General features: G+C 64.8%; 18 protein-coding genes. 10 read left to right on the plus strand and 8 right to left on the minus strand.

What is annotated here, in order from left to right:
- Positions 1-31 precede the first annotated feature (31 nt).
- Positions 32-730, minus strand: a complete 699-nt coding sequence (locus HDIA_RS23835; protein WP_245884321.1) for a M48 family metallopeptidase — start codon at positions 728-730, stop codon at positions 32-34.
- A gap of 162 nt (positions 731-892) precedes the next feature.
- Positions 893-1207: an ArsR/SmtB family transcription factor gene (locus tag HDIA_RS23840; protein WP_099559131.1), complete on the minus strand. Its 315-nt coding sequence runs from the start codon at positions 1205-1207 to the stop codon at positions 893-895.
- Between the two features lie 219 nt (positions 1208-1426).
- On the opposite strand from HDIA_RS23840, the gene HDIA_RS23845 reads away from it, so the two are divergent.
- Entirely contained in the window at positions 1427-2176 is a 750-nt protein-coding gene (locus HDIA_RS23845; protein ID WP_099559132.1) for a glucose 1-dehydrogenase, read from the plus strand.
- Positions 2177-2285: 109 nt separating this feature from the next.
- Here the strand turns inward: HDIA_RS23845 and HDIA_RS23850 are convergent, their stop codons facing one another.
- Complete coding sequence (locus HDIA_RS23850) at positions 2286-2876, minus strand: formyltransferase family protein (protein ID WP_099558498.1); 591 nt, start codon at positions 2874-2876, stop codon at positions 2286-2288.
- Between the two features lie 536 nt (positions 2877-3412).
- Here HDIA_RS23850 and adh point away from each other — a divergent pair.
- From adh to HDIA_RS23865, 3 genes are all read left to right on the plus strand, one after another.
- Complete coding sequence (gene adh / locus HDIA_RS23855) at positions 3413-4933, plus strand: aldehyde dehydrogenase (protein ID WP_099558499.1); 1521 nt, start codon at positions 3413-3415, stop codon at positions 4931-4933.
- Positions 4934-5046: 113 nt separating this feature from the next.
- A complete protein-coding gene (locus HDIA_RS23860; protein ID WP_099558500.1) occupies positions 5047-5430 on the plus strand; it encodes a DUF779 domain-containing protein in 384 nt (127 codons plus the stop codon).
- A 732-nt stretch (positions 5431-6162) separates the two neighbouring features.
- Entirely contained in the window at positions 6163-7776 is a 1614-nt protein-coding gene (locus HDIA_RS23865; RefSeq protein ID WP_099559133.1) for a phosphoenolpyruvate carboxykinase, read from the plus strand.
- A gap of 122 nt (positions 7777-7898) precedes the next feature.
- On the opposite strand, the gene HDIA_RS23870 is transcribed toward HDIA_RS23865, so the two are convergent.
- Positions 7899-8456: an ActR/PrrA/RegA family redox response regulator transcription factor gene (locus tag HDIA_RS23870; protein WP_099558501.1), complete on the minus strand. Its 558-nt coding sequence runs from the start codon at positions 8454-8456 to the stop codon at positions 7899-7901.
- A gap of 204 nt (positions 8457-8660) precedes the next feature.
- Positions 8661-9956 (minus strand): ActS/PrrB/RegB family redox-sensitive histidine kinase, encoded by a 1296-nt coding sequence (locus tag HDIA_RS23875; RefSeq protein WP_099558502.1) that lies wholly within the window; start codon positions 9954-9956, stop codon positions 8661-8663.
- A 653-nt stretch (positions 9957-10609) separates the two neighbouring features.
- Between HDIA_RS23875 and HDIA_RS23885 the strand changes: the two genes are divergently transcribed.
- The 6 genes from HDIA_RS23885 to HDIA_RS23910 all read left to right on the plus strand — a co-directional run bounded on the left by HDIA_RS23885 (position 10610) and on the right by HDIA_RS23910 (position 21748).
- Positions 10610-12040, plus strand: coding sequence for a polyhydroxyalkanoate depolymerase (locus HDIA_RS23885; RefSeq protein WP_099558504.1), 1431 nt, complete (start codon positions 10610-10612; stop codon positions 12038-12040).
- A 174-nt stretch (positions 12041-12214) separates the two neighbouring features.
- Positions 12215-14356: a transglycosylase domain-containing protein gene (locus HDIA_RS23890; RefSeq protein ID WP_099558505.1), complete on the plus strand. Its 2142-nt coding sequence runs from the start codon at positions 12215-12217 to the stop codon at positions 14354-14356.
- Positions 14357-14459: 103 nt separating this feature from the next.
- Entirely contained in the window at positions 14460-16439 is a 1980-nt protein-coding gene (locus tag HDIA_RS23895) for a bifunctional diguanylate cyclase/phosphodiesterase (protein ID WP_245884062.1), read from the plus strand.
- A 341-nt stretch (positions 16440-16780) separates the two neighbouring features.
- Positions 16781-17872, plus strand: a complete 1092-nt coding sequence (locus HDIA_RS23900; protein WP_099558506.1) for an acyltransferase family protein — start codon at positions 16781-16783, stop codon at positions 17870-17872.
- 147 nt (positions 17873-18019) lie between these two features.
- On the plus strand, positions 18020-21022 hold the full coding sequence (gene polA, locus HDIA_RS23905; protein ID WP_099558507.1) for a DNA polymerase I: 3003 nt from the start codon (positions 18020-18022) through the stop codon (positions 21020-21022).
- A gap of 345 nt (positions 21023-21367) precedes the next feature.
- Complete coding sequence (locus HDIA_RS23910; RefSeq protein WP_099558508.1) at positions 21368-21748, plus strand: DUF2852 domain-containing protein; 381 nt, start codon at positions 21368-21370, stop codon at positions 21746-21748.
- A gap of 244 nt (positions 21749-21992) precedes the next feature.
- On the opposite strand, the gene ngg is transcribed toward HDIA_RS23910, so the two are convergent.
- The 3 genes from ngg to HDIA_RS23925 all read right to left on the minus strand — a co-directional run bounded on the left by ngg (position 21993) and on the right by HDIA_RS23925 (position 26502).
- Positions 21993-23744, minus strand: coding sequence for an N-acetylglutaminylglutamine synthetase (gene ngg, locus HDIA_RS23915; RefSeq protein ID WP_099558509.1), 1752 nt, complete (start codon positions 23742-23744; stop codon positions 21993-21995).
- A gap of 36 nt (positions 23745-23780) precedes the next feature.
- Positions 23781-25556, minus strand: coding sequence for an N-acetylglutaminylglutamine amidotransferase (locus HDIA_RS23920; RefSeq protein WP_099558510.1), 1776 nt, complete (start codon positions 25554-25556; stop codon positions 23781-23783).
- Between the two features lie 460 nt (positions 25557-26016).
- Positions 26017-26502 carry a response regulator gene (locus tag HDIA_RS23925; RefSeq protein ID WP_099558511.1) on the minus strand — a complete coding sequence of 162 codons (486 nt, stop codon included), beginning with the start codon at positions 26500-26502 and terminating at the stop codon, positions 26017-26019.
- Positions 26503-26671: the final 169 nt, after the last annotated feature.

Genomic DNA, 26671 nt, shown 5'->3' on the forward strand with positions numbered 1-26671 from the left:
GACCCGCATGCGCTGGCGCTAAAATGGTCGCTCAGGCCTTTCCGTAGGCATGGAGACGGCTGCCGTTGCTCTTCAGCCAGACGCGTGCCTCGGCGGTTCGGGGGCAGAGGCTCTCGCAATGGGCCCAGAAGCGGGGCCCGTGGTTCATCTCGGCCAGATGCGCCACCTCATGGGCGGCGAGATAGTCGAGCACGAAGGGCGGGGCGAGGATCAGGCGCCAGGAAAAGGAAAGCGCGCCGCGTGACGAGCACGACCCCCACCGCGAAGTCGTGTCGCGCAGGGTGACGCGGCTGGCGCTGCGCCCGAGAACGGCTGTGTGGCGGGCGACGGCCGCCTCGATGTCCGTGCGGGCCGCGGCCACGAGAAAATCGCGGACGCGGCGCTCGAACCGGGCCGGATCGCCGGGGACGAGAATGCGGGGCAAGGGTTCGTCCGCATCTCCGGGGCCGATCTTGACGAGCCCGCGCAGCGTGCCCGCCGGATGGAGCCTGTGGTCTTCCCCGCGAAATGGCAGGATCGCGCCTGGCTCGAAGGCGACCGCCTGCGGTGCCCGGTCGAGATGATGTGCCAGCCAGTTCGCGTGGCGGCTGGCAAACGCCCGCGCTCTTTCGAGCGTGCCGCCGCGCGGGATCGTCAGGACAGGTTCGGTGCGGCCATGAGCGATCCTGAGGCTGTAGCGCTTCGCCCGGCTGTTCCAGTTGAGCGACAGCCGCACGGAACCGCCCGCCATCTCGATCACGAGATGATCGGGCCGCCGTGGAGCCGGGGGCTTCCTTGAGAAGCTTGGCGGAAATCCGAATCGCATGGCGTTATTTTATGATGAGCACGGGGCTGCGCCACGACAAACTCGGCGCGGTGCGAAAGGACCGCTCCTGTCCGGCGCGAAAGGCTCTCAGGCCGGCTCGTGGCTGAGGATCTGCTCGATCAGGCCCGGAAACCGGCTATCGAGATCGTCGTGCCGAAGGACGGAGATGTTCTCCACGCCCCGCTTCGTCGTGTGCACGAGACCGGCTTCCCGCAGAATCCGGAAGTGGTTGGACAGGGTAGACGGCGCGATATGCTGCGTCGGGCAGGCCATGCGGCAACTCTTTCCCTCTCCGGCCTCATGCAGCGCGCGCACGATGGCGAGCCGCACCGGGTCGCCAAGCGCCGCCATGACGCCGGTCAGCGTGATGTCGCCTGTCGCTGGATGAAAGAACTGAACCACCTTGTCGGTCGTCTCCTGAAAAACGCGGAACCGGATGGCGCGAGCCCCCGAGGTCCGGATGTCTGGTTCGCGATCCGTCCTGCAACCTTCCGTCCGCGCGGGCGATGGAACCAAATCACCTTGTCGTGATCGGCCTACCGCATTTGTTGACGTTGTTCAATATTTCGATAAAACCGAAATACGGAAATAAAGAAATTACAGATGCATGGAGACGACGACATGGCTACCGAAAACAGGATCGCGCTGATTTCCGGCGGATCGACCGGCATTGGACTGGCTCTGGCAAAGCGCCTGACCGAGGAAGGGACGAAGGTCTATATCACCGGCCGGACGCAGGCCACGCTCGACAAGGCTGCGGCGGCACTCGGCCCCAAGGCCGTCGCCGTCAGGGCCGATGCGGCCAGCCTTGCCGACAGCCGGAAGCTGTTCGAGACCATTTCCGCGGCGGGCGAAAAGCTCGACGCCGTCTTCGCCAACGCCGGCATTGCCGAAAGGAACACCTACGGCGAGACGAGCGAGCAGGAGTTCGACAAGACCTTCGACATCAACGTGAAGGGCGTCTTCTTCTTCGTCCAGACGATGCTGCCGCTGGTCCGCGACGGCGGGTCGATCGTGATCACCTCGTCCATCGTCGGCAACAAGGGCATGCCGGACCTGAGTCTCTACAACGCGTCGAAGGCGGCCGTGCGCTCCTTTGCCCGGAGTTGGGCCAACGATCTGAAATCCCGAAAGATCCGGGTCAATGCGGTGAGCCCGGGCGTCACCCGCACGCCGATCTTCGAGACCGGACTGAAGATGGACGCCGAAGCGATTGCCGGCTTCGAGACCTATGTGCAGGACGCCGCCCCGCTGGCCCGCATGGCCGACCCGGACGAAATCGCCAGCGTCATGAGTTTCCTTGCCTCGCCGGGAGCCAGCTACGTGACCGGTGTCGAGCTCAGTGTCGACGGAGGCCTTGCCCAGGTCTGATCTGCGCCGCGCGAGTGATCGCGCTGAACGCAAGAAAGGGGCGCTCCGCAGCGCCCCTTTTCCATTTCCGCCTGTCATTTGCCTTGCCTGTGCGCATGGCAGGCAAGGGTCACAGATCCTTCTTGCGCGCCGCCGTCGCGAATTCCTCGTCCTGCGGCTTCGACGGCAGGCTGTCGTGTTCGATGGCGTAGCGGATCACCCGCCCCATGAGGTCGAGTCCCAGCGGCGCCAGAGCTCGCTCCCAAAGGCTTCGGGCGTCCTCGCCCGGCTTGACGAAGCGCCAGTCCTGCATCGCGATCGCGCCGGCGTCCATCCGTTCGGCGAGGTGATAGATCGTGCCGCCCGCGATGGCATCGCCCGCCTTGACGGTCCACTCCACGGCCGCCATGCCGCGATGGCGCGGCAGCAGCGAGGGATGGTAGCCGATGCCGCCGAGCCGTGATTTCGCCAGCGCATCCGCTTCGATGCGCGCGTGGCAGTGTGCGGTGACGATGAGGTCGGTCCCTTCGGGAATCATGTCGGCCGTAACGACCTTGGGGTCGGCCTGCACGGCGACCGGAAGGCCCGCCTCGCGGGCGGCCACGGCCAGGCGGTCCTCGTCGTTGAGGACGACGACGCTCAGGATCTCGACATTCTCCTTGAGGATCACCTCCAGCGCAGCGGCGCCGAAATAGCGTGAGCCGACGATGGTGAGCTTCATCCTCTCTCCTGTTCTTCTGGCGGATGCCGGTTGCTCCGGACTGCTGCCCGCTCCCCGGGCTGCATGATCGAAGGTCCGGCAATCCTGTCTGCTTGGGTCATTCGTCTTTGCCCGGACTGGGCCGGGCAAAGACGAAACGGGGAACGCCCCTGGAAGGTTTCGACGATAGTCTGGCCCGTGCAGGGCGTAAACCGGTCCGTTGGACGGTATGAAACGATCTGATTGGATCGGTCGCGAATGGGACTTTGGTCGAAACGGGCGTCAGCCTTCCTCCCGCTGCCTCAAGAGATCTCCTGTCGGAACGCACCCGGTGACAGGGCGTTCTCCGTCAATCCTTTCGCCAATGATTCCGGATAGATGCAAAGAACGGCTCCGCGTCCCTGACGCAGTTCTTTCAGGCTTGCGGGGCCCTGGGCATTGACCTGCGTCAAAAGCCGCATCTGGACCTTCGTCCAATGGCTTCAATCGATTTTTCGATTTGAATGCAGCCGGGATGGAAACCGGGATGTTGCCCGGAACGGTGGAGGAAACACCCAATGCTGCATCAGGAAATCGAAAAGCTCAAAGCCCGCCAGGTCTGGCGCACCCGCTATGACAACTTCATCGGCGGCCAGTGGGTCGCCCCGGCCGACGGCGAATATTTCGACAACATCAGCCCGGTCACCGGCAAGGTCGTCTGTCAGGTCGCCCGCTCCAAGGCCGCCGACATCGAGCTCGCCCTCGACGCCGCTCACAAGGCCAAGGACGCCTGGGGCCGCACCTCGCCGGCCGAGCGCGCCCTGCTGCTGAACCGCGTCGCCGATCGTCTGGAGGAAAACCTCGACATCCTGGCGATGGCCGAGACCATCGACAACGGCAAGCCGATCCGCGAGACCACCGCGGCCGACATGCCGCTCACCATCGACCACTTCCGCTATTTCGCCGCCTGCATCCGCGCCCAGGAAGGCTCCATCGGCGAGGTCGACCACGACACCATCGCCTATCACTTCCACGAGCCGCTCGGCGTCGTCGGCCAGATCATTCCGTGGAACTTCCCCGTCCTGATGGCCGCCTGGAAGCTGGCCCCGGCCATCGCCGCCGGCAACTGCGTCGTCCTGAAGCCCGCCGAGCAGACCCCGATGGGCATCATGGTGCTCGTCGACCTCATCAAGGACATCCTGCCGGCCGGCGTCTTGAACGTCGTCAACGGCTTCGGCATCGAGGCCGGCAAGCCGCTCGCCCAGAACAAGCGCATCGCCAAGATCGCCTTCACCGGCGAGACGACGACCGGCCGTCTCATCATGCAGTATGCGTCGGAGAACATCATTCCGGTGACGCTGGAGCTGGGCGGCAAGTCGCCGAACATCTTCTTCGCCGACGTGATGGCCGAGGACGACGACTATTTCGACAAGGCGCTGGAGGGCTTCACCATGTTCGCCCTCAACCAGGGCGAAGTCTGCACCTGTCCGAGCCGCGCGCTGGTCCAGAAGTCGATCTACGACCGCTTCATGGAACGGGCCGTCGCCCGGGTCGAGAAGATCCGCCAGGGCCATCCGCTCGATCCGGCGACGATGATCGGCGCGCAGGCTTCGATCGACCAGATGGAGAAGATCCTCTCCTATATCGACATCGGCAAGGCCGAGGGCGCCAAGGTGCTCACTGGCGGCAGCCGCACGATCCTGCCGGGCGAACTGGAAGGTGGCTACTACGTCAAGCCGACCGTTCTGGAAGGCAACAACAAGATGCGCGTCTTCCAGGAGGAGATTTTCGGCCCGGTCGTGTCCGTCACGACCTTCGAGACCGAGGAAGAGGCGCTCGAGATCGCCAACGACACGCTCTACGGCCTCGGCGCCGGCGTGTGGACGCGCAACGGCAGCCGCGCCTACCACTTCGGCCGCAACATCCAGGCGGGCCGCGTGTGGACCAACTGCTACCACGCCTATCCGGCCCATGCGGCCTTCGGCGGCTACAAGCAGTCGGGCATCGGCCGCGAGACCCACAAGATGATGCTCGACCACTACCAGCAGACCAAGAACCTGCTGGTCAGCTACAGCCCGAAGGCGCTGGGCTTCTTCTGATCTCCCAAGACGACGACCGGGCCGGGGCGGGCAACTGCCCCGGCCTTTTTTGTCGGGCCGGCTCGCATCCGCTCATGACGACACCGGCCTCCTAAGAACAAGGAGGAAATGCCATGCCCCCGCGCGTCGTTGCCACGCCCGCCGCCGTCGAACTGATCGAAAAGCTGAAGGTGAAGCACGGGCCGCTGATGTTCCACCAGTCCGGTGGCTGCTGCGATGGCTCCGCCCCCATGTGCTACAGCGCCGACGAATTTCGCACAGGCGCCAGCGATGTGCGGATGGGCGAGATCGCCGGCTGTCCCTTCTGGATGGGCGCGGCCCAGTTCGACTATTGGAAGCATACGCAGCTCGTCATCGACGTGACCCCGGGCCGCGGCGCGGGCTTTTCGCTGGAGGCCCCGGAAGGCGTGCGCTTCCTGACTCGCAGCCGCCTCTTCACCGACGAGGAGAGCGAGGAGCTTGCCGGCAGCCCTCCGCCGACCGGCGCCGAGGTCTGACGGCAAGCAGCCCTGGAGACCGGACGGGCCGCGAGCCCCCCGTCCGTTCGTCGGCCTGTCGCGGCCGCCTGCTTCAGTGTGCTGCAACTCCGGAGCGTATATCGGTCCGCCGATCGGCGCCGCACCAAGCTCTCCGGACGATGAAGCGGGCCCGGCAGGCAATGGTCGGCTCCGTTTCAGGAACGCGTCGGCGAGTGCGATTCTTTAACCAGTATTACAGGGTGCACATTTGGAGCGCTCCATGGGATATGTGCAAAATATCGGTTTAAATGCGGAAAAAGGCCTATGCTCAATTGTGCGCCTTTCGGCAGTTTGTTGGGTAAATCTGAATATCTATCCTTAATTTGAGACTAAAAAATTTTAAATAGTAAAATCAAACCGATTAATCTGCATTTTTGCAGATCGTAGTCTTGCAGCAAACTTGCGACGGCGCGGGGTGAAGGCTAACCTTCCATAGGTTATGTCGATGAATTGATAGGCGCCAACCACGGTGTCCTGACTGGCCTCGATTAGGAGACCGATGTCGGGACTTGATGACTTGATCCGTGGCCTTGGCAGTGCCCCGCACCGGCGGTGGCTTTTTTCAACCCTCGGATGAAGGACTGAGGTGGTGCCGATGCGCCGCCTCGACCCGCCATCCGAATGTCCGGCAGCGCGTTTTTGCTGTCCTGCCGGGAGCGGCCGGGCCGTTTCCCGCAATCAATGGGAATGAACGACGTGACGACACTGGAAGTGAAGACGGCGGGTAATTTCAATGCGTCCGAGGGAAGAGGCTCCTTCGGGCTCAAGGGTGTGTCGAATATTTATTTCAACCTCGAGGCTCCGGCGCTTTATGAGGAGTCGCTCCGGCGCGAGGAAGGTTTTATTGCCAAGGGCGGCGCACTGTCGGTCGAGACCGGTGCGCACACGGGCCGTTCGGCCCAGGACAAGTTTGTCGTCGAGGACGACACCACCCGCGACAGCGTCTGGTGGGACAACAACAAGAAGATGAGCCGGGAACAGTTCGATCTGCTTCTGGCCGATTTCGAGACCTACGTCGCCGGCCGTGACGTATTCGTGGAAGACCTCTACGGCGGCGCCGACCCGGCCTACCGCCTGCCGACGCGCCTCGTCATGGAATATGCCTGGCACGCGCTCTTCATCCGCAACCTGATGATCCGCCCGGCAAAGGCCGATCTCGCCGGTTTCGCGCCCGAGTTCCGCATCCTGTGCATGCCCGGCTTCCGCGCCGATCCGGCCCGCCACGGCTGCCGCTCGGAGACGATCATCGCCTGCGATTTCTCCCGGCGCATCGTACTCATCGGTGGCTCCAGCTACGCCGGCGAGATGAAGAAGTCGGTCTTCACCTTCCTGAACTTCCTGTTGCCGGAAAAGGGCGTGATGCCGATGCACTGCTCGGCCAACGTCAGCGTCGGCGGGGAATCGGCCCTCTTCTTCGGCCTTTCGGGCACCGGCAAGACGACGCTCTCGGCCGACCCGAACCGCATCCTCATCGGTGACGATGAGCACGGCTGGTCGCCGAACGGCATCTTCAACTTCGAAGGCGGCTGCTACGCCAAGACCATCCGCCTGTCAGCGGAGGCCGAGCCGGAGATCTACTCCACCACCCAGCGCTTCGGCACGCTGCTCGAAAACGTCATGGTGGACCGCGAGACGCGCCTGCCGGACTTCGACGACGCGACGCTAACCGAGAACGGCCGCTGCGCCTATCCGATGGAGTTCATCCCGAACGCCAGCCCCACGGGCCGCGCCGGTCACCCGCGCAACCTGGTCATGCTGACGGCCGACGCCTTCGGCGTGATGCCGCCGATCGCCAAGCTGACGCCGGCCCAGGCGATGTACCACTTCCTGTCCGGCTACACCGCCAAGGTCGCCGGCACGGAAAAGGGCGTGAAGGGGTCGCAGGCGACCTTCTCCACCTGCTTCGGCGCGCCCTTCATGCCGCGTCATCCCTCAGTCTACGGCAAGCTGCTGCGCCAGCTCATCGCCGACCACAGTGTGGACTGCTGGCTCGTCAACACCGGCTGGACCGGCGGCGCCTACGGCGTCGGCAGCCGCATGCCGATCAAGGCGACGCGCGCGCTGCTCTCCGCCGCCCTCGACGGCTCGCTGAAGACGGTGCCCTTCTATCAGGACCCGAACTTCGGCTTCTCCGTTCCGGCGGAAGTGCCCGGCATCGACCCCAAGATCCTGCGTCCGCGCGAGACCTGGGCCGACAAGCAGGCCTATGACGCCCAGGCTACCAAGCTGGTCGAGATGTTCGTCAAGAACTTCGCCACCTTCGAGGCCTATGTGGACGAGGACGTGCTGTCCGCCGCCCCGGAGCTTCCCGCCGCGGCGGAGTGATCCGAAGGCCGGATCAAGCCTGATATGAAGAAGCCCCCGGAACGCTCGTTCCGGGGGCTTTTCTTATGCTGCTGGTCTTGTCCGGTTGGCTGGGCCTTTGGCCGGCCGGCATTCGGTCTGTCTTACCTGGGCGCGCGCTTGGCCAGAATGCGCTGCAGGGTGCGCCGGTGCATGTTGAGCCGGCGCGCCGTTTCCGAGACATTGCGGTCGCAAAGCTCGTAGACCCGCTGGATATGCTCCCAGCGGACCCGGTCCGCCGACATCGGGTTTTCCGGCGGCGGGGCCTTGTCGCCGAGGCCGGTCAGCGCCTGATAGACCTCGTCCGCATCGGCGGGCTTGGCGAGATAGTCGATAGCGCCGAGCTTCACCGCTGTCACCGCGGTCGCGATGTTGCCGTAGCCGGTCAGCATGATGACGCGGCTGTCCTCGCGCTTTTCGCGCAGCCGCTCGATGACGTCGAGGCCGTTGCCGTCGCCAAGACGCATGTCGACGACCGCATAGGCCGGCGCGTGGATGCCGACCTTGGCAAGGCCTTCGGCGACCGTCTCGGCGGTCTCCACGGCAAATCCGCGCTGTTCCATGGCCCGTCCCAGCCGCTGCAGGAACGGCCGGTCATCGTCCACGATCAGAAGCGAGTTGTCACCCTCGATGACCTCGCTGGTCTGGCTCATCTCTCCCATGTCTGTCCTCGGCATTGGAGTTCTTCGGGTATCGTTGCCGGGGAAGCCGGCGCCGGGTGCCTGAAGTCTCGTTCTTGATTTCCATCCGGTTTCAAGCCGGCTTATTCGAAAAGCGAGAATATCACGACGGTCGAAAGGCGGAAATGCGCAAGACTGCGCTGATTCATCTCACCACTTGCCGCCTCCGGTCGGACCCTGTCGTGGTCATTTCCGGTCGACATAGGCGCTTCTCGGCCAGCGGATCTCCACGAAGGCGCCGGTTTGCGGCGCGGCGCGGTTGCGGATTTGCAGCCTTGCGCCGGTGCGCTCCAGCAGGGTCTTGGCAACGAAGAAGCCGAGGCCGATTTCCTCTTCCTCCAGCTCTTCCTCCGAGCCGCGCTTGCGCGTCGTCACATAGGGCTCGCCGATCCGGTCGATGATGTCGGCCGAAAAGCCCGGCCCGTCGTCGACGATGGCGATGCTGACCCGCTCTTCGTTCCAGCTCACACGCACGTCGACGCGGGTGCGGGCAAAGTCGACGGCATTCTCCACGATATTCGCGATCCCGTGCACGACGGCGGGATTGCGCGGGCTGCTGGGCTCGTCGGCCTTGTCACCGTCGAGCGTGACGGCGACATCGACGCCCGCATCGCGGTGCGGCGCGACGATATCCTCGATCAGATGGCTGATGGGAACTTGGTGCAGATGAGCATGAAACTCGCCGGACAGCGACGTGAGCCGCCGCAGGATCTCGCGGCAGCGCTGCGACTGGCTCTGCAGGAGGGCAAGGTCCTCCCGCATGGGCGCGTCCTCGGGCACTTGCCTCAGAAGCTCCTTGGCGACGAGGGCAATGGTGGCGAGTGGCGTTCCGAGTTCATGCGCGGTGGCCGCCGCGAGGCCGTCGAGCTGGTTGGCGTGCTGCTCGCGCGAGAGCAGCAGTTCGGTCGCCGAAAGCGCCGCCTGCAGCTGGCGGGCTTCCTCGGCGACGCGCCAGGAATAGGCGGCCATGAAGGACAGGGCGGCAACGAGCGCGACCCAGAGGCCGGCAAGGTAACCGGGCTCCACGGGAATGCCGGTCGGATCGCCCCAAGGCAGCGGCAGGTGGCCGAAGGCAAGGCCCGTGATCAGGAGGGTGACGAGACCGCCGAGCAGCAGCGTGCTTCGGAGCCCCAGCGCGGTGGCCGAAACCACCACGGGGGCGAGCAGGAGGATCACGAAGGGATTGCCGAGACCGCCGGTCAGGAACAGGAGCGCGGAGAGCTGGCAGATATCGTAGGCGAGCATCAGCGTGGCCCAGCGGTCGGCGAGGCGCCGGCTCGCCGGATAGCGGATCTTGAGGCCGAGATTGAGCAGGGCCGAGACGGCGACGACGGCAAGGCATGCCGTCAGGGGTAGGGGATAGCCGAAGCCGAAGGTGACCGTGAGAAGGGTCACGATCTGGCCGGCAACCGCCATCCAGCGCAGCCGGACGAGCGTGTCCAGCTTGATGCGTTGATGGACCTTGCCTGGCCGCAATTTCATCGATGCCTGCCTCTCGCTGGAGCGGTCGATGCCCCAATAGCCTGAATGGTCCGTATGTTGTCGTTGATCGGGCCGTCGGGCCTGATCGGCAGATGCTTCGTCCGCGTGGTGGTCCTATGCCCACCGAACTGGCGCGGGCGCCGTCATCGGACGTCCGGTAACGGCTTGAAGGGCAAGGTCATGCCCTCCCATATACAGTCATGACGGTCCCGTCGACGAGATCGCGAAAGACGCCGACGGCGTCCTCCGAAAGGTATGGAATTACCCGTTTCGGTGCCGGGCCGGCGTCGTTGCCTCGTCTTAACCTTTGTTAACCAACTTCAACTAGACTGATCGTGTCCACGCTTTGCGCCTCATAGCCAAAACGGGCACGTCTGTCAGGGACAACGTTGTCGCATGAACGAAGGTAGCCTTGCGGAATTTGCACTCTTTCCCGTAAAGTTATCCTTCACCAAGCGGAACGAAAGCCTGGTGACATCGGCCTCGAACCAGCCGGAGGCAGCCGCGTTCTTCTTTCTTGCGCGGGGGGCGGCTGGAGAGGACGATGCAACGGGGGATGGTGCCAACAGCGTTCTTAGGGAGGATGCGGCCGGACATCGCGCGGGACGAGAAAAGAACCAACGGTCTCGCGGGACTGTGGAAGGAAGAGCCAGGTGACGTATTACCAACTCTACGAATTCAACCACGCCGCCATGGGGCCGGCGCGGGTTGCTGCCGACATGACCCGGCTGTGCTTCCAGAATCCGCTCAATCCGCTCACGCACACCGACTACGGCCGTTCGATTGCCGCGGCCTGCGAACTCTTCGAGCGCTCCACCCGGCGCTACGGCAAGCCGGAATTCGGGCTCACCTCGACGCTTGTCGGCGGCGAGCGCGTCCCTGTCACCGAAAAGGTGGTCTGGGAAAAGCCCTTCTGCCGCCTTGTCCACTTCGAGCGCGGGCCGACGGCCAAGAAGCGCCAGGATCCGAAGGTGCTTGTCGTTGCGCCGATGTCCGGCCACTACGCGACGCTGCTGCGCGGCACGGTCGAGGCGCTGCTTCCCAGGCACGAGGTCTATATCACCGACTGGGCCGATGCCCGCACGGTGCCGGTCATCGACGGTCGCTTCGACCTTGAGGACTATGTCGACTATGTCATCGAGATGAACCGCGCCCTTGGCGGCGACGTCCACGTGATGGCGGTCTGCCAGCCGGCGGTGCCGGTTCTGATCGCATCTGCGGTCATGAACGCGGCGAACGACCCGGCCGCGCCGCTGACCATGGTGCTGATGGGCGGCCCGATCGACACGCGCCACAATCCGACGGCGGTTAACGAGCTTGCCCGCAGCAAGAGCCTTGCCTGGTTCGAGCGCAACGTCATCATGAAGGTGCCCTTCCCGCATGCGGGCGTGTTGCGCGATGTCTATCCGGGCTTCCTGCAGCTCACCGGCTTCATGAGCATGAACCTTGACCGCCATCTCGGCGCCCACAAGGACTTCTTCAATCACCTCGTCTCGGGCGACGGCGATTCCGCGACCAAGCACCGCGAATTCTACGACGAGTATCTCGCGGTGATGGACCTGACCGCCGAATTCTACCTGCAGACGGTCGAGGAAGTCTTCATGCGCCATGCGCTCGCCAAGGGCGAGTTCCGCCATCGCGGCGAACGCGTCGACTGCGCGGCGATCACGCGGACCGCGCTTCTGACGATCGAGGGCGAGAAGGACGACATCACGGGCCGGGGTCAGACGAAGGCCGCCCTTGGCCTTTGCACCAGCCTGCCCGATGACATGAAGTCCCATTACGAGCAGCCCGCCGTCGGCCACTATGGCGTCTTCAACGGATCGCGCTGGCGCGCGGAGATCTGCCCGCGCATCGCTGATTTCATCCTCACCCAGAACACGCGCTCCGAGGCGGGGCAGACGGCGGTACGTTCGCGCACCACGAATGCTGCCGCGAGGGTCTCCTCGCCGGTCGCCTCCGAGCCTGCCCAGGCGGAAGCCCAGCCTGCGGCGAGAAAACCGGCCGCCAGGAAGGCGCCCGCCAGGAAGCCTGCCGGTGCCCGCACGAGCCGCCCGCGCAAGACGCCCGCTTCGGGAGCCTGAGGCGCGCGGGCCCGCCGCATGCCCGCACGTTTAACGCTCTCTTAAAGCCCTCTGCCTAACATTTTCCATGAGTGGCGTCCGGAGTTCTCCTTCGGACGGCCATTGGCGATGTTGCCTCGACACGGCCATTGCCCGTTGCGCGCGACCATGGTTGGCAGAGAGGACCTCTCGGCAATGCAGGGAACACGGACCCGCAGGGCGAAGTCGGGCGCGGCCGGGCGGCAGGACGAGCGCCGCGAGCCGCATTTCGGCCCGCCGTCGTCGCCGGGATCCGGATCGCGCGCGTCGTCTGCGAAATCACGACCGAAAACCCGCGCCGGCGGCGGCAAGGGCGCTGGCGGCAACGGTGGCGACAAGGGCGGCAGTGGCAAGGGCGGAGGCGGCAGGGCAAGGCGCGCCGCGCCGAAGCGCCGCTTCACCCTCGCCGGTTTCTTCCGCCGTCTCGTCTACTGGGGATGCGTCCTCGGTCTTTGGGGCGGAATCGCCCTCGTCGGGATCCTTGCCTATTTTGCCGCCCATTTGCCGCAGTCCACGGAATGGGCGATTCCGAAGCGCCCGCCGAACGTCCAGATCTACGATGCGTCCGGAGAGCTCTTCGCCAACCGCGGCGATACCGGCGGCCAGGCCGTGCGCCTGGAGCAGCTGCCGCCCTATCTGCCCGAGGCCGTGATCGCGATCGAGGATCGGCGTTTCTACCACCACTTCGGCGTCGACCCGATCGGTCTCGTGCGCGCGGTGATCACCAATGTCGCCGCCGGCAGCGTCGTGCAGGGCGGCTCGACGCTGACCCAGCAGCTTGCCAAGAACCTGTTCCTGACGCCGGATCGCACCATCGACCGCAAGATGCAGGAGGTTGTCCTCGCGCTCTGGCTGGAGTGGACATACAGCAAGGACGAGATCCTGGAGATGTACCTCAATCGGGTTTACCTCGGCGCTGGCGCCTATGGCGTCGACGCGGCAGCCCGGCGGTATTTCGGCAAGCCCGCCGTGGAGCTCGAACTCGGCGAGGCGGCGACCATCGCCGGCCTCCTGCGCGCGCCCTCCCGCTATGCCCCGACGCGAAACCCGGAGCTTGCCCGCGATCGCGCCCGCACCGTGCTCGATGCCATGGCCGAGGAGGGCTACATCACCCGCTCGCAGGAGATGGTGGCGCTCGATAATCCGGCCAAGGTGGCGAGCGAACACGCGACCAGGGCGGAAAACTACGTCGCCGACTGGGTCATGGACCAGCTTCCCGGCTACGTCGGCGCCCTTGACGGCGACGTCCGTGTCGAGACCACGATCGACAGTGCCGCCGAGCGGGCGGCGGAGGCCGCCATACGCAAGATCATCGCCGATGAGGGGACGAAGGCGGGCATCACGCAGGGGGCTCTCGTCGCTCTCGACGACAACGGCGCGGTGCGTGCGCTCGTCGGCGGGCGGGACTATGCGTCGAGCCAGTTCGACCGGGCGATCAGCGCCCGGCGCCAGCCGGGATCGGCCTTCAAGCCCTTCGTCTATGTGACCGCGCTGGAGCATGGCTACCGGCCCGACAGCATCATTGTCGACGAACCCGTCTCCATCCGCGGCTGGCGGCCGGAAAACTACGGCAAGGGCTATCGTGGCCCGATCTCGCTGACGACGGCGCTGGCCGACTCGGTCAACACCGTCGCGGCAAGACTGACCGCGAGCCTTGGCCCCTCGAACGTGACCCGCACCGCGCGCCGGATGGGGGTTCTTTCCAAGATGCACGACAATCCGTCGATCGCTCTCGGCACGGCCGAGGTGACGCCGCTGGAGATCACGTCCGCCTATGTACCCTTTGCCAACGGGGGCAAAGGCGTCATCCCCTATGTGATCGAGCGCATCGTCGATGCGAAAGGCAAGGTGCTGTTCCAGCGCAACGGCTCGGGCCCCGGCCGGGTTCTGTCCGACCGCATCCTTGGCGACATCAACCGGATGATGTCGGCCGTCGTCGAACGCGGAACGGGCAAGGCGGCGGCGCTTCCGGGTCGCGCCGTCGGCGGCAAGACCGGCACCAGCCAGGATTTCCGCGACGCCTGGTTCATCGGCTATACGCCGGGGCTGACCGCCGGTGTCTGGCTCGGCAACGACAACTCCAGCCCGACCAGGCACGCGACCGGTGGCGATTTGCCGGCGCGGATCTGGGCGAGCTTCATGCGCGAGGCGGTGGCCGGCCTTCCCGCAAGGCCGCTTCCCGGAACGCCGACGCCCGCGCCTGACATGACCGTGGCCGCCGCACCGCCCTCCTCGCCCGCTGCCGGAGGACCGACGGAGGCCGAGCGCGGCCTGCTCGAGCGTCTTTTCTCCGACTGACCATTTCCCGGCTACGCCGCGTGCGATATTAAGGGATTCTTACCAGTCATAGATGATAACAAGTTGTCTGGACGGACGTTGGACAACCATTGGAGAGGCGCGGATGTCAGCGAAAAGGGCTGCATGCGAGAAGTCGGATGATAGCATCGCGGACGACACGACGATGTTCGACCTGGCGCCGGTGTCGCTCTGGCTTGAGGATTTCAGCGGCGTCCGTGCCGTTTTCGACGGGTGGCGCGCCCGGGGTATCCGCAATCTCGCGGTCTTTCTCAAGGAAGATACGGCCCGCGTCGGCGAGGCGATGGGCGCGATCCGCCTTCTCAAGGTCAACCGGCGCACGCTGGAGCTCTTCGAGGCGCGCGATCTCGACGAGATCAGCCAAAAAGCGGCCGCCATCTTCGGGCAGGATGGGCTTGAAAGCCATATCGCCCAGCTCGTGGCTCTCTGGCATGGCGACTCCGTCTACCAGGGCCAGTGCATCAACCGCGCGCTTTCGGGCCGGCGGATCGATGTCGACCTGAAGCTCCAGATCCTGCCCGGTCACGAGGAGGACTGGAGCCGCGTGCTCCTCGCCATCGACGATATCACCGAGCGGGAAGCCGCCAGGCGGCAGGCCACCGAGGCCAAGGATTTCGCGTTCGGACTGTTCGATCATTCGCCGGTCTCGCTCTGGCTGGAGGATTTCAGCGACCTCAAGGCCGTGCTCGACCGCTGGCGCGAGGAGGGCGTTGCGGATCTTGCGGCCTTCCTCCAGGAGGACACGGCCCGTGTCGGCGAGGCGATGGGAGCGATCCGCCTTCTCAAGGTCAACCGGCGCACGCTGGAGCTCTTCCAGGCCCGCGACATGGACGACATTCGCGGCAATGTCGCCGCGATCTTCGGCCATGCCTCGCTCGAGGTTCACATCGATCAGCTCGTCGCGCTTTGGCAGGGCGAGACGTCCTTTGCCGGCCGGAGCATCAATCAGACGCTGTCCGGCCGCCGGATCGACGTCGACCTGAAGCTGCAGATCCTGCCCGGCCACGAGAACGACTGGAACCGCGTGCTTCTGGCGCTCGAGGACGTCAGCGAGCGCGAGGCGGCCCGCCGGCAGGCGGCGGCCAGCGAGGAATTCGCGCTCGGTCTTTTCGACCATTCGCCGGTTTCGCTGTGGGTGGAGGATTTCAGCGGCATCCGCCGCCTGCTCGACGAGATCCGCGCGATCGGCGTTGAGGACTTGCGCGTCTTCACCGACGTTCACCCCGAATTCGTCCAGCGCTGCGCCGGCGAGATCCGCGTGCTCGACGTCAACCGCCATACGCTGAAGATGTTCGGCGCGGCGGACAAGCGCACGCTGCTCGACCGGATCGACCAGGTCTTCCAAGCCGACATGCTACCGCATTTCCGCGAGCAGCTGATCGACCTTTGGAACGGCAAGCTGTTTCAGCAGCGCGAGGTCGTGAACTACTCGCTCGACGGCAATGAACTCAACGTCCACATGCAGTTTTCCGTCCTGCCCGGTCACGAGGACGACTGGACCCTCGTGCAGGTCGCCCTGATCGACATCACGGCGCGCAAGAAGGCCGAGGCGTATCTGGAATATCTCGGCCAGCACGATGCGCTCACCAAGCTCTTCAACCGCACCTTCTACGCCGAGGAACTCAACCGGCTCGACCGCAACGGACGCCAGCCCGTCACCATCCTGGTGGCCGACCTCAATGGTCTGAAGGCGCTCAACGATGAATTCGGCCACACGGCTGGCGATGCGCTTCTGAGGCGCGCCGGCGAGGTGATGGCCGAGGCCGCCGCCCGGACATACAAGGCCTGCCGGATCGGCGGCGACGAGTTTGTCATCCTGATGCCGCTGGCCGATGCCCGCGAGGGCGAGGCCTTCGCCGAGCGCCTGCACAAGCTCGTCTCCCTGAACAACCAGTTCTATTCGGGGCAGGAATTGAGCCTTTCCGTCGGCCTTGCAACACGCGAGCCGGGCGAGCGGATGGAAGAGACCGTGAAGCGCGCCGACGACCTGATGTACAGGGCCAAACGCGCCCATTACGCCAAGACAGACCGCGTCAGCCGGACCCTGACGAACATCGCGTCCTGAGGCTTCGTCCGCAACCGGACAGACGTCGCGATGAGCAACGCCCGCCGCCGTTGATCGCATTACGCGTCCGGCGATGGCCGTCACGTGCGGTCAAGAGGCGCAAATCCGGCCCGGCGAAGCGACCGATCCGTCTTCCTGCTCTTCCACGCAAGCACCTGACCGCCCCAACCATGGCATGATCCCAGCGGCGGAAGACCATCCGGTTTTCGACCATTAACCCTAATCGATTTACCAGATGTCCGGATTTTTTTGTCCGGCTCTGTTAAGATTTTGTTAACGTGCTATTCTCGGCGGCCAAATTTGAGAAAGATCTTTTTGTAAGTCAGTTCGGAGAGTACTCGATGCCTGCCCTTCACAAGAGCCGGGTCGACTGGGTCGACTATGCCAAAGGCATCTGCATCATCTTCGTCGTGATGATGCATTCCGTCGAAGGGGTCGAGCGGCTGTCGGGCGGTGCCGGTTGGCTCGGAACCGTCGTCGAGTTCGCCCGGCCGTTCCGCATGCCGGATTTCTTCCTGATTTCGGGGCTCTTCCTGTCACGCGTCATCGACCGGCCGGCAAATGTCTTCTACGACCGGCGGTTCCTGCATTTCTTCTACTTCTACATTATCTGGCTGACGATCCAGTTCGCCTTCCGCGGGCCGGGCATGGTGGCGGAGGTCGGCGTTGACGGAACGCTGCTGAACTACGCGGCGGCGATCCTTTATCAGCCCTTCGGCACCCTCTGGTTCATCTGGATGCTGCCGGTCTTTGCCGTCGCCGTGCGCCTCACGCGCCGCGTCAATCCGTTGATCATCTGGTCGATTGCGGCCGTCCTGGAGATGAGCCACCTGAGCTTCGGCATGGAGACGCCGGACGACCTCGGCTGGTACGCGGTCAACCAGTTCGGCTGGCGCTTCGTCTATTTCTACACCGGCTATATCGCGGCGCCCTATATCTTCATGATCGCGTCCCGGATTGCGGAACGCCCAATGCATGCGATGGCCGTGCTGCCGCTCTGGGGCTTCGTCAACGCGGTGCTGGTCTTCGGAGGCTATTCGCTGCTGCCGGGCGTCTCGCTTGCCCTCGGCCTTGCCGGCGCGGGCGCCATCATCACGGTCGCAGTGCTCTGCACCGAGGCGGCGCGCAGGCTATCAGCCTTCGATCTCCTGCGCTTTTGCGGCCAGAACTCGATCGTGATCTATCTCTCCTTCTTCCTGCCGATGGCCGTGAGCCGGTTCATCCTGTTGAAGTATGCCGGCGGTCATCTCGACGTCGGCACCGTTTCGGCTCTGGTGACGCTTGCCGGCGTGGCTGGCTCCTTCGCCATGTGGTTCATCGCCATGCGGACCGGGTTCTCATTCCTCTATGTCCGTCCGCAATGGGCCCGGATCGAGCGCCGCGAGCCGCGGCGCGCGGACGGCTCCGCCCCGGCCTTCCAGCCGGCGGAGTGAACCGGGAACCGTCCGGCCGAAAACAGCGGCCGGCTGGCGGGAGCACGGACCGATAGCAGTGGATTGCGGCCGTGAGCACCGGCCGCGCCCGCCCCTGCGTCCGATGCCGTCTTGCGCGCGTCTTTCACCCGGTGTTTAGTCCGGGCCATGTCCGATCAAGCCGCCTCCGACACCGCCCCGCATCACCGTCCCGTTCGCTCCGGCGATCACGTCTTCTTGGTGGACGGGTCGGGCTATATCTTCCGCGCCTATCACGCGCTGCCGCCCCTGACGCGAAAGTCCGACGGGCTTCCGATCGGGGCCGTCGCCGGCTTCTGCAACATGCTCTGGAAGCTCTTGCGCGAGGCGGACGATACGGCGGCCGGCGTCAAGCCGACCCATCTGGCCGTTATCCTCGACGCCTCCGGCGAGACCTTCCGCAGCGAGATCTTTCCCGCCTACAAGGCCCAGCGTCCGCCGCCGCCCGCCGATCTCGTGCCGCAGTTCGGGCTGATCCGCGAGGCCGTCCGTGCCTTCAACGTCGCCTGCGTGGAAAAGACCGGCTTCGAGGCCGACGACCTGATCGCCACCTACGCCCGCCAGGCCCGCGAGGCCGGCGCGGACGTCACCATCGTCTCCTCCGACAAGGATCTGATGCAGCTGGTCGGTCCCGGCGTCATCCTTCTCGACACGATGAAGGACCGCCGTCTCGGTCCGGACGAGGTGGTGGAGAAATTCGGCGTGCCGCCGGAAAAGGTCGTCGACGTCCAGTCGCTCGCCGGCGACAGCGTCGACAACGTGCCCGGCGTGCCGGGCATCGGCATCAAGACCGCGGCCCAGCTCATCCTGGAATACGGCGATCTGGAAGGACTGCTAGCGCAGGCCGACGGCATCAAGCAGAAGAAGCGCCGCGAAAACCTCATCGAATTCGCCGAACAGGCGCGCATTTCCCGCAAGCTCGTCGAGCTTGACCAGAACACGCCGCTCGACGAACCGATCGATGCGTTGGCCGTGCGCGGCCTCAAGGGCGAGCAGCTCATCGCCTTCCTGAAGGCGATGGAGTTCAACTCGCTGACCCGCCGTGTGAGCGAGGCGACCTCGACCGACGTGGCCGGCGTCGAGCCCGCGAGCGTGCCGATCAAGGGCTGGCCGCCCGAGGCCGATCCGTCGGCGGAGGCGGAAAAGCCGGCCGAAAGCACCGAGAAGGCGGGCGACAGCGCGCCGAAAGCCGATGCCGTCAGCGCCAGGTTGCCAGCGGACGTCGAGCCGAACACGCCCGCCGCCGTGGTGGCCGAGCGTCAGGCCGCCGCTGTCGCCGCGCCCGTCGACACCAGCGCCTACGAGACGGTCCGCAGCCTCGACCGGCTGGATGCCTGGATCGCGGCGGCCTTCGACCTCGGCTATGTCGCGGTCGATACCGAGACGACGTCGCTCGACGCCATGCAAGCCGAACTTGTCGGCGTGTCGCTCAGCACGGGGCCCGGCAAGGCCTGCTATATCCCGCTGCTTCACCAGACCGGCACGAACGATCTTCTCGGCGGCGGGCTCGCGCCGGACCAGATTTCGCAGGCCGAGGCGATCAAGCGCCTGAAGCCGCTGCTTGAGGCGCCGACCGTCCTCAAGATCGCGCACAATCTCAAATACGACTATCTCATCCTCGCTCGTCACGGCATTCACGTCGCGCCCTTCGACGACACCATGCTGCTGTCCTATGCGCTCGATGCCGGCAAGGGCGGGCAGGGCATGGACGAGCTGTCCGAGCGCTGGCTCGGCCACAAGCCGATCCCCTTCAAGGAGGTCGCCGGCTCCGGCAAGTCGATGCTGACCTTCGATCAGGTGCCGATCGACAAGGCGAGCGTCTACGCCGCCGAGGATGCGGACGTCACCTTCCGGCTCTGGCGCGTCCTGAAGCCGCGTCTTCCCGCCGATCGCGTCACCACCGTCTACGAGACGCTGGAACGTCCGCTGTTGCCGGTTCTGGCGCGCATGGAGATGCGCGGCATTTCCGTCGACCGGCAGATTCTCTCGCGTCTTTCCGGGGATTTCGCCCAGACCATGGCGGCGCTGGAAGCCGAGATTCACGAGCTTGCCGGCGAGAAGTTCAACGTCGGCTCGCCCAAGCAGCTGGGTGATATCCTCTTCGGCCAGATGGGCCTTCCCGGCGGCAAGAAGACCAAGACCGGCGCCTGGGCGACGGGGGCCGACGTTCTGGAGGATCTGGCGGCTCAGGGCCACGAGTTGCCCCGTCGCCTGCTCGACTGGCGTCAGCTATCGAAGCTGAAGTCGACCTATACGGACGCTCTGCCCGGCTTCATCCACCCGGAGACGAAGCGCGTCCACACGTCCTATTCGCTGGCCGCGACGACGACCGGGCGGCTCTCCTCCTCCGATCCGAACCTGCAGAATATTCCGGTCCGCACGGAAGAGGGGCGCAAGATCCGCACCGCCTTCGTCGCTGCGCCGGGACACAAGCTGATCTCGGCCGACTACAGCCAGATCGAGCTACGCATTCTCGCCCACGTCGCCGAGATCCCGCAGCTCGTCCAGGCCTTCGAGGACGGCATCGACATTCACGCCATGACCGCCTCCGAAATGTTCGGCGTGCCCGTGGAAGGCATGGACCCGATGGTCCGCCGCCGGGCCAAGGCGATCAACTTCGGCATCATCTACGGCATTTCCGCCTTCGGCCTCTCCAACCAGCTATCGATCTCCCGCTCCGAGGCCTCGGACTATATCAAGCGCTACTTCGAGCGCTTCCCCGGCATCCGCGACTACATGGAGGCGACCAAGGCCTATTGCCGCGAGCACGGCTATGTCGTCACCATCTTCGGCCGCAAGGCGCACTATCCGGAGATCGGCTCATCCAATCCGTCGATGCGCGCCTTCATGGAGCGGGCGGCCATCAACGCGCCGATACAGGGCTCGGCCGCCGACGTGATCCGCCGCGCGATGGTCCGCATGGAAGCGGCGCTGGACGCCGCCAACGTCCGGGCCGACATGCTGCTGCAGGTCCATGACGAACTGATCTTCGAGGTTGCCGACGACGCGGTCGAGGCGGCGCTTCCCGTGATCTCGAAGGTGATGGAGGAGGCGGCCGAGCCTGCCGTGCGCCTCAGAGTGCCGCTCAAGGTCGACGCCCGCGCGGCGCAGAATTGGGACGAGGCGCATTGAGAAAATGCCGGATTGGCGTGCCGAAGCAATGGGCAGGGTTGCGGAAGGACCTGAAATGCCCGTTTCTTGACCTTGCCGAATGATCATTTCTGACGTTATGATGACAACTATGTTTTGAAGCGGTAACGCTGCGAACTGGGGTTGTTTTTAGGGTTATGTCGCCGATTGGGGGCGGCAGTTTGAATATCGGGCCGCGTTTTGGCCAAGACGATGTTGTTTTGATCTGCAATTGATTGAGAGAAATTGACGGCGGCTGGACGCCATCCGATTTTCACTCGTTTGATCTTGAAATGGGTCTTCTCAGGGGCCACTTCCATCTGTGTCTGAATGGGAGAGGATACCAAGATGAACCAGACGTGCATGCTGAAACCTGGCTGGCACCCGCTGTCCATCGGCCTCATGGTCCTGGGCTTCGTCGTGTTCTGGCCGCTCGGTCTGGCGATGCTCGCCTACATCCTTTGGGGAGACCAGATGCGTGGAAAATTCCAGGCGGCCCGCCGTGAATTCGGCGACATGGCCAGGGATTTCGACTTTGGCGCCACGACGCGCCGCACCGGGAACGTCGCCTTCGACGATTACCGGGAGCGCGAACTGAAGCGCCTTGAGGAAGAGCGCCGCCGTCTCGACGAGATGCGCGCGGAATTTGACGAGTTCCTTCGTGAGCTTCGGCGCGCGAAGGATCAGGAAGAATTCGACCGGTTCATGGCGCGCCGGAACGCAGGCTGATCCCGAGCGTATCCCTCGAGGCTCGGAGGAAGCTGGTTCCAACGGCGGCACCCCCGCCTTCGATTGTCTGATCGATCCAAGATCGGTCGGGCAAGAACCGGAAAAAACTTCCTGACCTCCACGGCGGGCGGATCCTTCACTGGGTCCGCCCGCTTTGTTTTTGCCTGCCTTGCTGGATCATCCTGCTGCCGGAACACCATGGGTGATCGAGGGTCGATCGGCAGCCGGCAGAAAAGGGGGACGGTCAGCCCCGCGCCACCGCCTGGCTCGCCAACCGCGCCACCGCGGGCATCGTCTGGGGGAAGAGCAGGTCGATGAAGCGTTCGGCGGTCGGCTGCGGCTCGTGATTGGCAAGGCCGGGCCGCTCGTTGGCTTCGATGAAGACATAGTCCGGCCGGTCAGGCGACTTCACCAGGAAGTCGATGCCGACGACCGGGATCTGGATGGCCTTGGCCGCCTTGATCGCGGCATCCACCAGCACCGGATGGACGATATCCGTCACGTCGTGGATGGTGCCGCCGGTGTGCAGGTTGGCGGTGCCGCGCACCACGACCTCCAGCCCTTCCTCGGGAACGTCATCCAGCGTGTAGCCCTTCTTGGCGAGGCAGCGCTCGGTCTCGCTGTCGACGGGAATGGAGGATTCGCCGCCCGTCGCCGCTTCCCGGCGCCGGCTCTGGCGTTCGATCAGCTCGCGGATCGTGCGCTTGCCGTCGCCGATCACCCGGGCGGGACGGCGCACGGCCGCGGCCACCAGCTTGTAGCCGATGACGATGAGCCTCAGATCCTCGCCCTGGTGGCAGCTCTCGATGATCACCCGTTCGCAGATGCCCCTGGCATCCTCGATCGCGGCGGCCAGCGCTTCCGGCGTTTCGATGCCGACGGCGATGCCGCGGCCCTGCTCGCCGCGGGCCGGCTTGACGACGAGCGAACCGTGATCGGCAAGGAAGGCGGCCAACTGCTCGGCGTCATCGCTTTCGATCTGCGCCGGAACTTTCACGCCTGCCCGCTCCACGACGCGGCGCGTGACCGCCTTGTCGTCGCAGATCGCCATGGCGATGGCCGAGGTCAGCTCGGTCAGGCTCTCGCGGCAGGTGATCGAACGCCCGCCATAGCTGAGGCGGAAGAAACCGCCATCGGCATCCAAGACTTCCACGTCGATGCCGCGCCGGCGCGCCTCGTCGACGATGAGGCGGGCATAGGGGTTGAGCCGCTCTTCCGGCGCCGGGCCGACGAAGAGCTTCTCGTTGAAGGAATTCTTGCGCTTCAGCGTGAAGAGCGGCACCCGCTCGAAGCCGAGCTTCTCGTAGAGCGCGATGGCCTCGGCATTGTCGTGGATGACGGAGAGATCCATGAACCGCGCCCCGCGCGTCGCAAACAGCGAGGAGAGCGCGTGGACGAGGCCAACGCCGATGCCCGGCACGCTCGCCTGCGGATCGACGGCGAGACACCAGAGCGAGGACCCTCCCTCCGGGTCGCTGAAGGCGCGCACATGGTCGATGCCCATGACGCCGCCGACCACCGTGCCGTCGGCGGTGTTCTCGGCAACCAGCACCTCGATGGCCGGGTCGTCCGACATCCGCTCGAATTCGTGCGGCGCGATCGTCACCATGTGGCGCGCGCCGTAGATGCGGTTGAGCGCCTCGGCATCGGTCGCGCCGCGATAGGGCCGGATGGTGAAGTTCGGCGACTTCATCTCCGGCGGCCGGTAGGTCGCCAGATCCAGCCGGAATGTATGCGAGGGATCGAGGAAAAGCTCGTGCGGAGCGCCCGCCAGCACCACATGCGGGTCGGCGATGTAGAAGGCGATGTCGCGCCGTCCGGGTGCCTCTTCCCGCATGGCGTCGACGAGGTCCGCCGCATCGGCGAATGTCTGGCCGAAGACGAGGCGGCCCCAGCCGCAATCGACGATGGCCCGTGCGTTCTGTGCCAACTGAGCGTCTCCATGCGCACCCACGCCGGCGCGGTCAGCCGAGCCCGTAGACGTCGTGGTGGTCATGACAAGTGTCCTGTTCTATTGCGATGACGACCGGGATCAGGCCGCCTGAGCCTGAAGCCAGAGCTCCAGTGTTGCAACCTGCCAGAGTTCCGATCCGCCAAGCGGCGTGATCGCGTCCTTGGGGTTGGCGATGAGGTCGTCCACATAGGACTGGTTGAAGATGCCCCGCTCGCGTGCGGCCTGGGACCCGAGCGCATCGCGCACCATGTCCAGCACGTCGCCCTCGATGTATTTCAGCGCCGGCACCGGGAAATAGCCCTTCTTCCGGTCGATGACCTCGCTCGGCAGAATGCGCCGGGCAACGTCCTTCAGCACCTTCTTGCCGCCGGCATCGACCTTGTGGCGCGGCGGAATTCTGGCTGCCAGTTCGACCAGCTCATGGTCGAGGAACGGCACGCGCGCCTCCAGCCCGAAGGCCATGGTCATGTTGTCGACGCGCTTGACCGGATCATCCACCAGCATCACGGTGGAATCGAGGCGAAGCGCCTTGTCGACGGCATCCTCCGCGCCGGCCATGCCCATATGCGCGGCCACGAAGGCGCGGCTTTCGTCACGGCCAGTGAGATACTCCGGCGAAAGCTGGCGGCTGAGCGCCGCATGATCCCGGTCGAAGAAGACTTTTGCATAGTCGCCCACCGGGTCGTTGGCGCCGGCAAGCGGCGGATACCAGTGATAGCCGGCGAAGACCTCGTCGGCGCCCTGGCCGCTCTGGACCACCGTCACATGCTTGGCGACTTCCTTGGAGAGGAGATAGAAGCCGACGTTGTCGTAGGAGACCATCGGTTCGGACTGCGCCGCAAAGACGCCGGGCAGCGCCGCGATCATGTCGCGCGAGGGCACGAAGATGCGGGTGTGATCGGTCTCGTAGCGCCTGGCGATGATGTCGGAGTATTTGAACTCGTCGCCTTCCATGCCGTTGACGCTTTCAAAGCCGACCGAGAAGGTCTTGAGGCCTTTCTGCCCAGCCTCGGCGAGCAGCGCGACGATGAGGCTGGAATCGACGCCGCCCGACAGCAGTACGCCGACCGGAACGTCGGCGACGATGCGCCGTTCCACCGCCTTGCGAAGGGCCGCGAGCACCTGATCCTGCCAGTCCTCGGCCGAGACCCGCTCTTCCTCCGCGCCGCGGCTGAAGTCGAGGCGCCAGTAGACGCTGTCCTTGAAGGAGCCGTCCGGCTCGACGACGCGGATGGTCGCCGGCGGCAGCTTGCGGATGCCCTTGAGGATGGTGTGGGGCGCCGGCACGACCGCATGGAAGCTCATGTAGTGATGCAGCGCCACGGGATCGACGGAGGTATCGATACCGCCGGATTTCACCAGCGCGGGAAGCGAGGAGGCAAAGCGCAGCTTGCCGGGAAGCTCCGCGAGATAGAGCGGCTTGATGCCGAAGCGGTCGCGCGCCAGCACCACGCGGCCGCTGTCGCGCTCGGCGATCGCGAAGGCGAACATGCCGTGGAAGCGCTCCACGCAGGTTGGCCCCCAAGCGTGATAGGCCTTGAGGATGACTTCCGTGTCGCCGCCCGAGAAGAAGCGGTAGCCCTTGGCTTCCAGGTCGGCGCGCAATTCGCGATAGTTGTAGATGCAGCCGTTGAAGGCGATGGACAGGCCGAGATCGGCATCCACCATCGGCTGCTGCGAGCGTTCGGAGAGATCGAGGATCTTCAGCCGTCGGTGGCCGAGCGCTGCCCGGCCGCGGGCGATGATGCCGCTGGCGTCCGGTCCGCGTGGAATCATGGCGTCATTCATCCGGGCCAGCGCGCCGACATCGGCCTGGCTGCCGTCGAAGGTCAATTCACCACAAATTCCGCACATGCGAGCTTGCCTCTCTGGTCTCCGTATTCGGTTGCGGCCTGTGTATAGACGCAAATCGGATGCCGCAACCCCGCCGGCCGATCGTTGTGAGCCGAAACGGCAGAATATCCGTCGTTCATGCGGGCCGAAAGCAACGTTGATCCGATATCGGTGGCCGGCGAATACTGTTGAACGATTCGTTACATATTTTCGTCACATCTGCCAATGGAACGAATTAATCTCGGGAATTGCTCATCGATTGAGCAAATTGATCTATCACCTGACAAAATTCCGCATGTCGCCGCGGTGCGCGCGGTGCATTGGCGCGAATTTGGTCAGATCGATATGTCGGGGAGAAGACGTCCGGAGCCTGAAATGGTTCCGTATTTTTTGACAATGCCGGCGCGAGCGGGCGTTTGAACACGCGTATCGCCGTCAACGCGCGGCATTGGCGATCGGATACCGGCCGGTCATGCGGCGCTCAGGCGACGTCCTGCTGCACCTGCCAGATGTTCTGGCGGTTGCGCACTTCGCGCGGAGCAGGGCCGAAATAGGTCGGCGTCTTGACGAAGTCGCGCGGGGCGATGACGACGCTCTGGATCCGCTGGTAGAGCGATTTCGCCGAAATCGGCTTGCAGAGCAGTTCGTGGATGCCGAGGCGGCGTGCCTCGACGATGCGGCTGCGCTCGGTGTGTCCCGTCACCATGATGATCGGGATATAGGCGAAAGGATTCTTCGGCGTGCGGATCATGCGCACCATGTCGGCGCCGTCGAGGATCGGCATCACCCAGTCGAGGATCAGGATGTCGGGGTTGGCCCGGTCCATGGCTTCGAGGCCCGAGGCGCCGTCTTCGGCCTCGACGATGCGGCGGGCGCCGAAGCCCTGCAGCATGGTACGCAGGATCGTGCGCATGTAGGCGCTATCCTCCACGACGAGAAACGTCAGGGATGAAAGATCGAGCTGCACCGCGATACCCTTTGCCTGCCGATAGTCCGGACGACAGCGCGGCGGTTCGGGCCGAAGGAGCCGCCTGTCGCTGTGCGTCAGTTGTCATGGGGTCTGCCGGTCCGCCTTGCGCAGGGCTTTTCCCATGGCCTCACAAGAGTGGCTCGAAATGGTGAAGAAGCCGTTAGGC

It is taken from the genome of Hartmannibacter diazotrophicus (assembly GCF_900231165.1).
Taxonomy (GTDB): domain Bacteria; phylum Pseudomonadota; class Alphaproteobacteria; order Rhizobiales; family Pleomorphomonadaceae; genus Hartmannibacter; species Hartmannibacter diazotrophicus.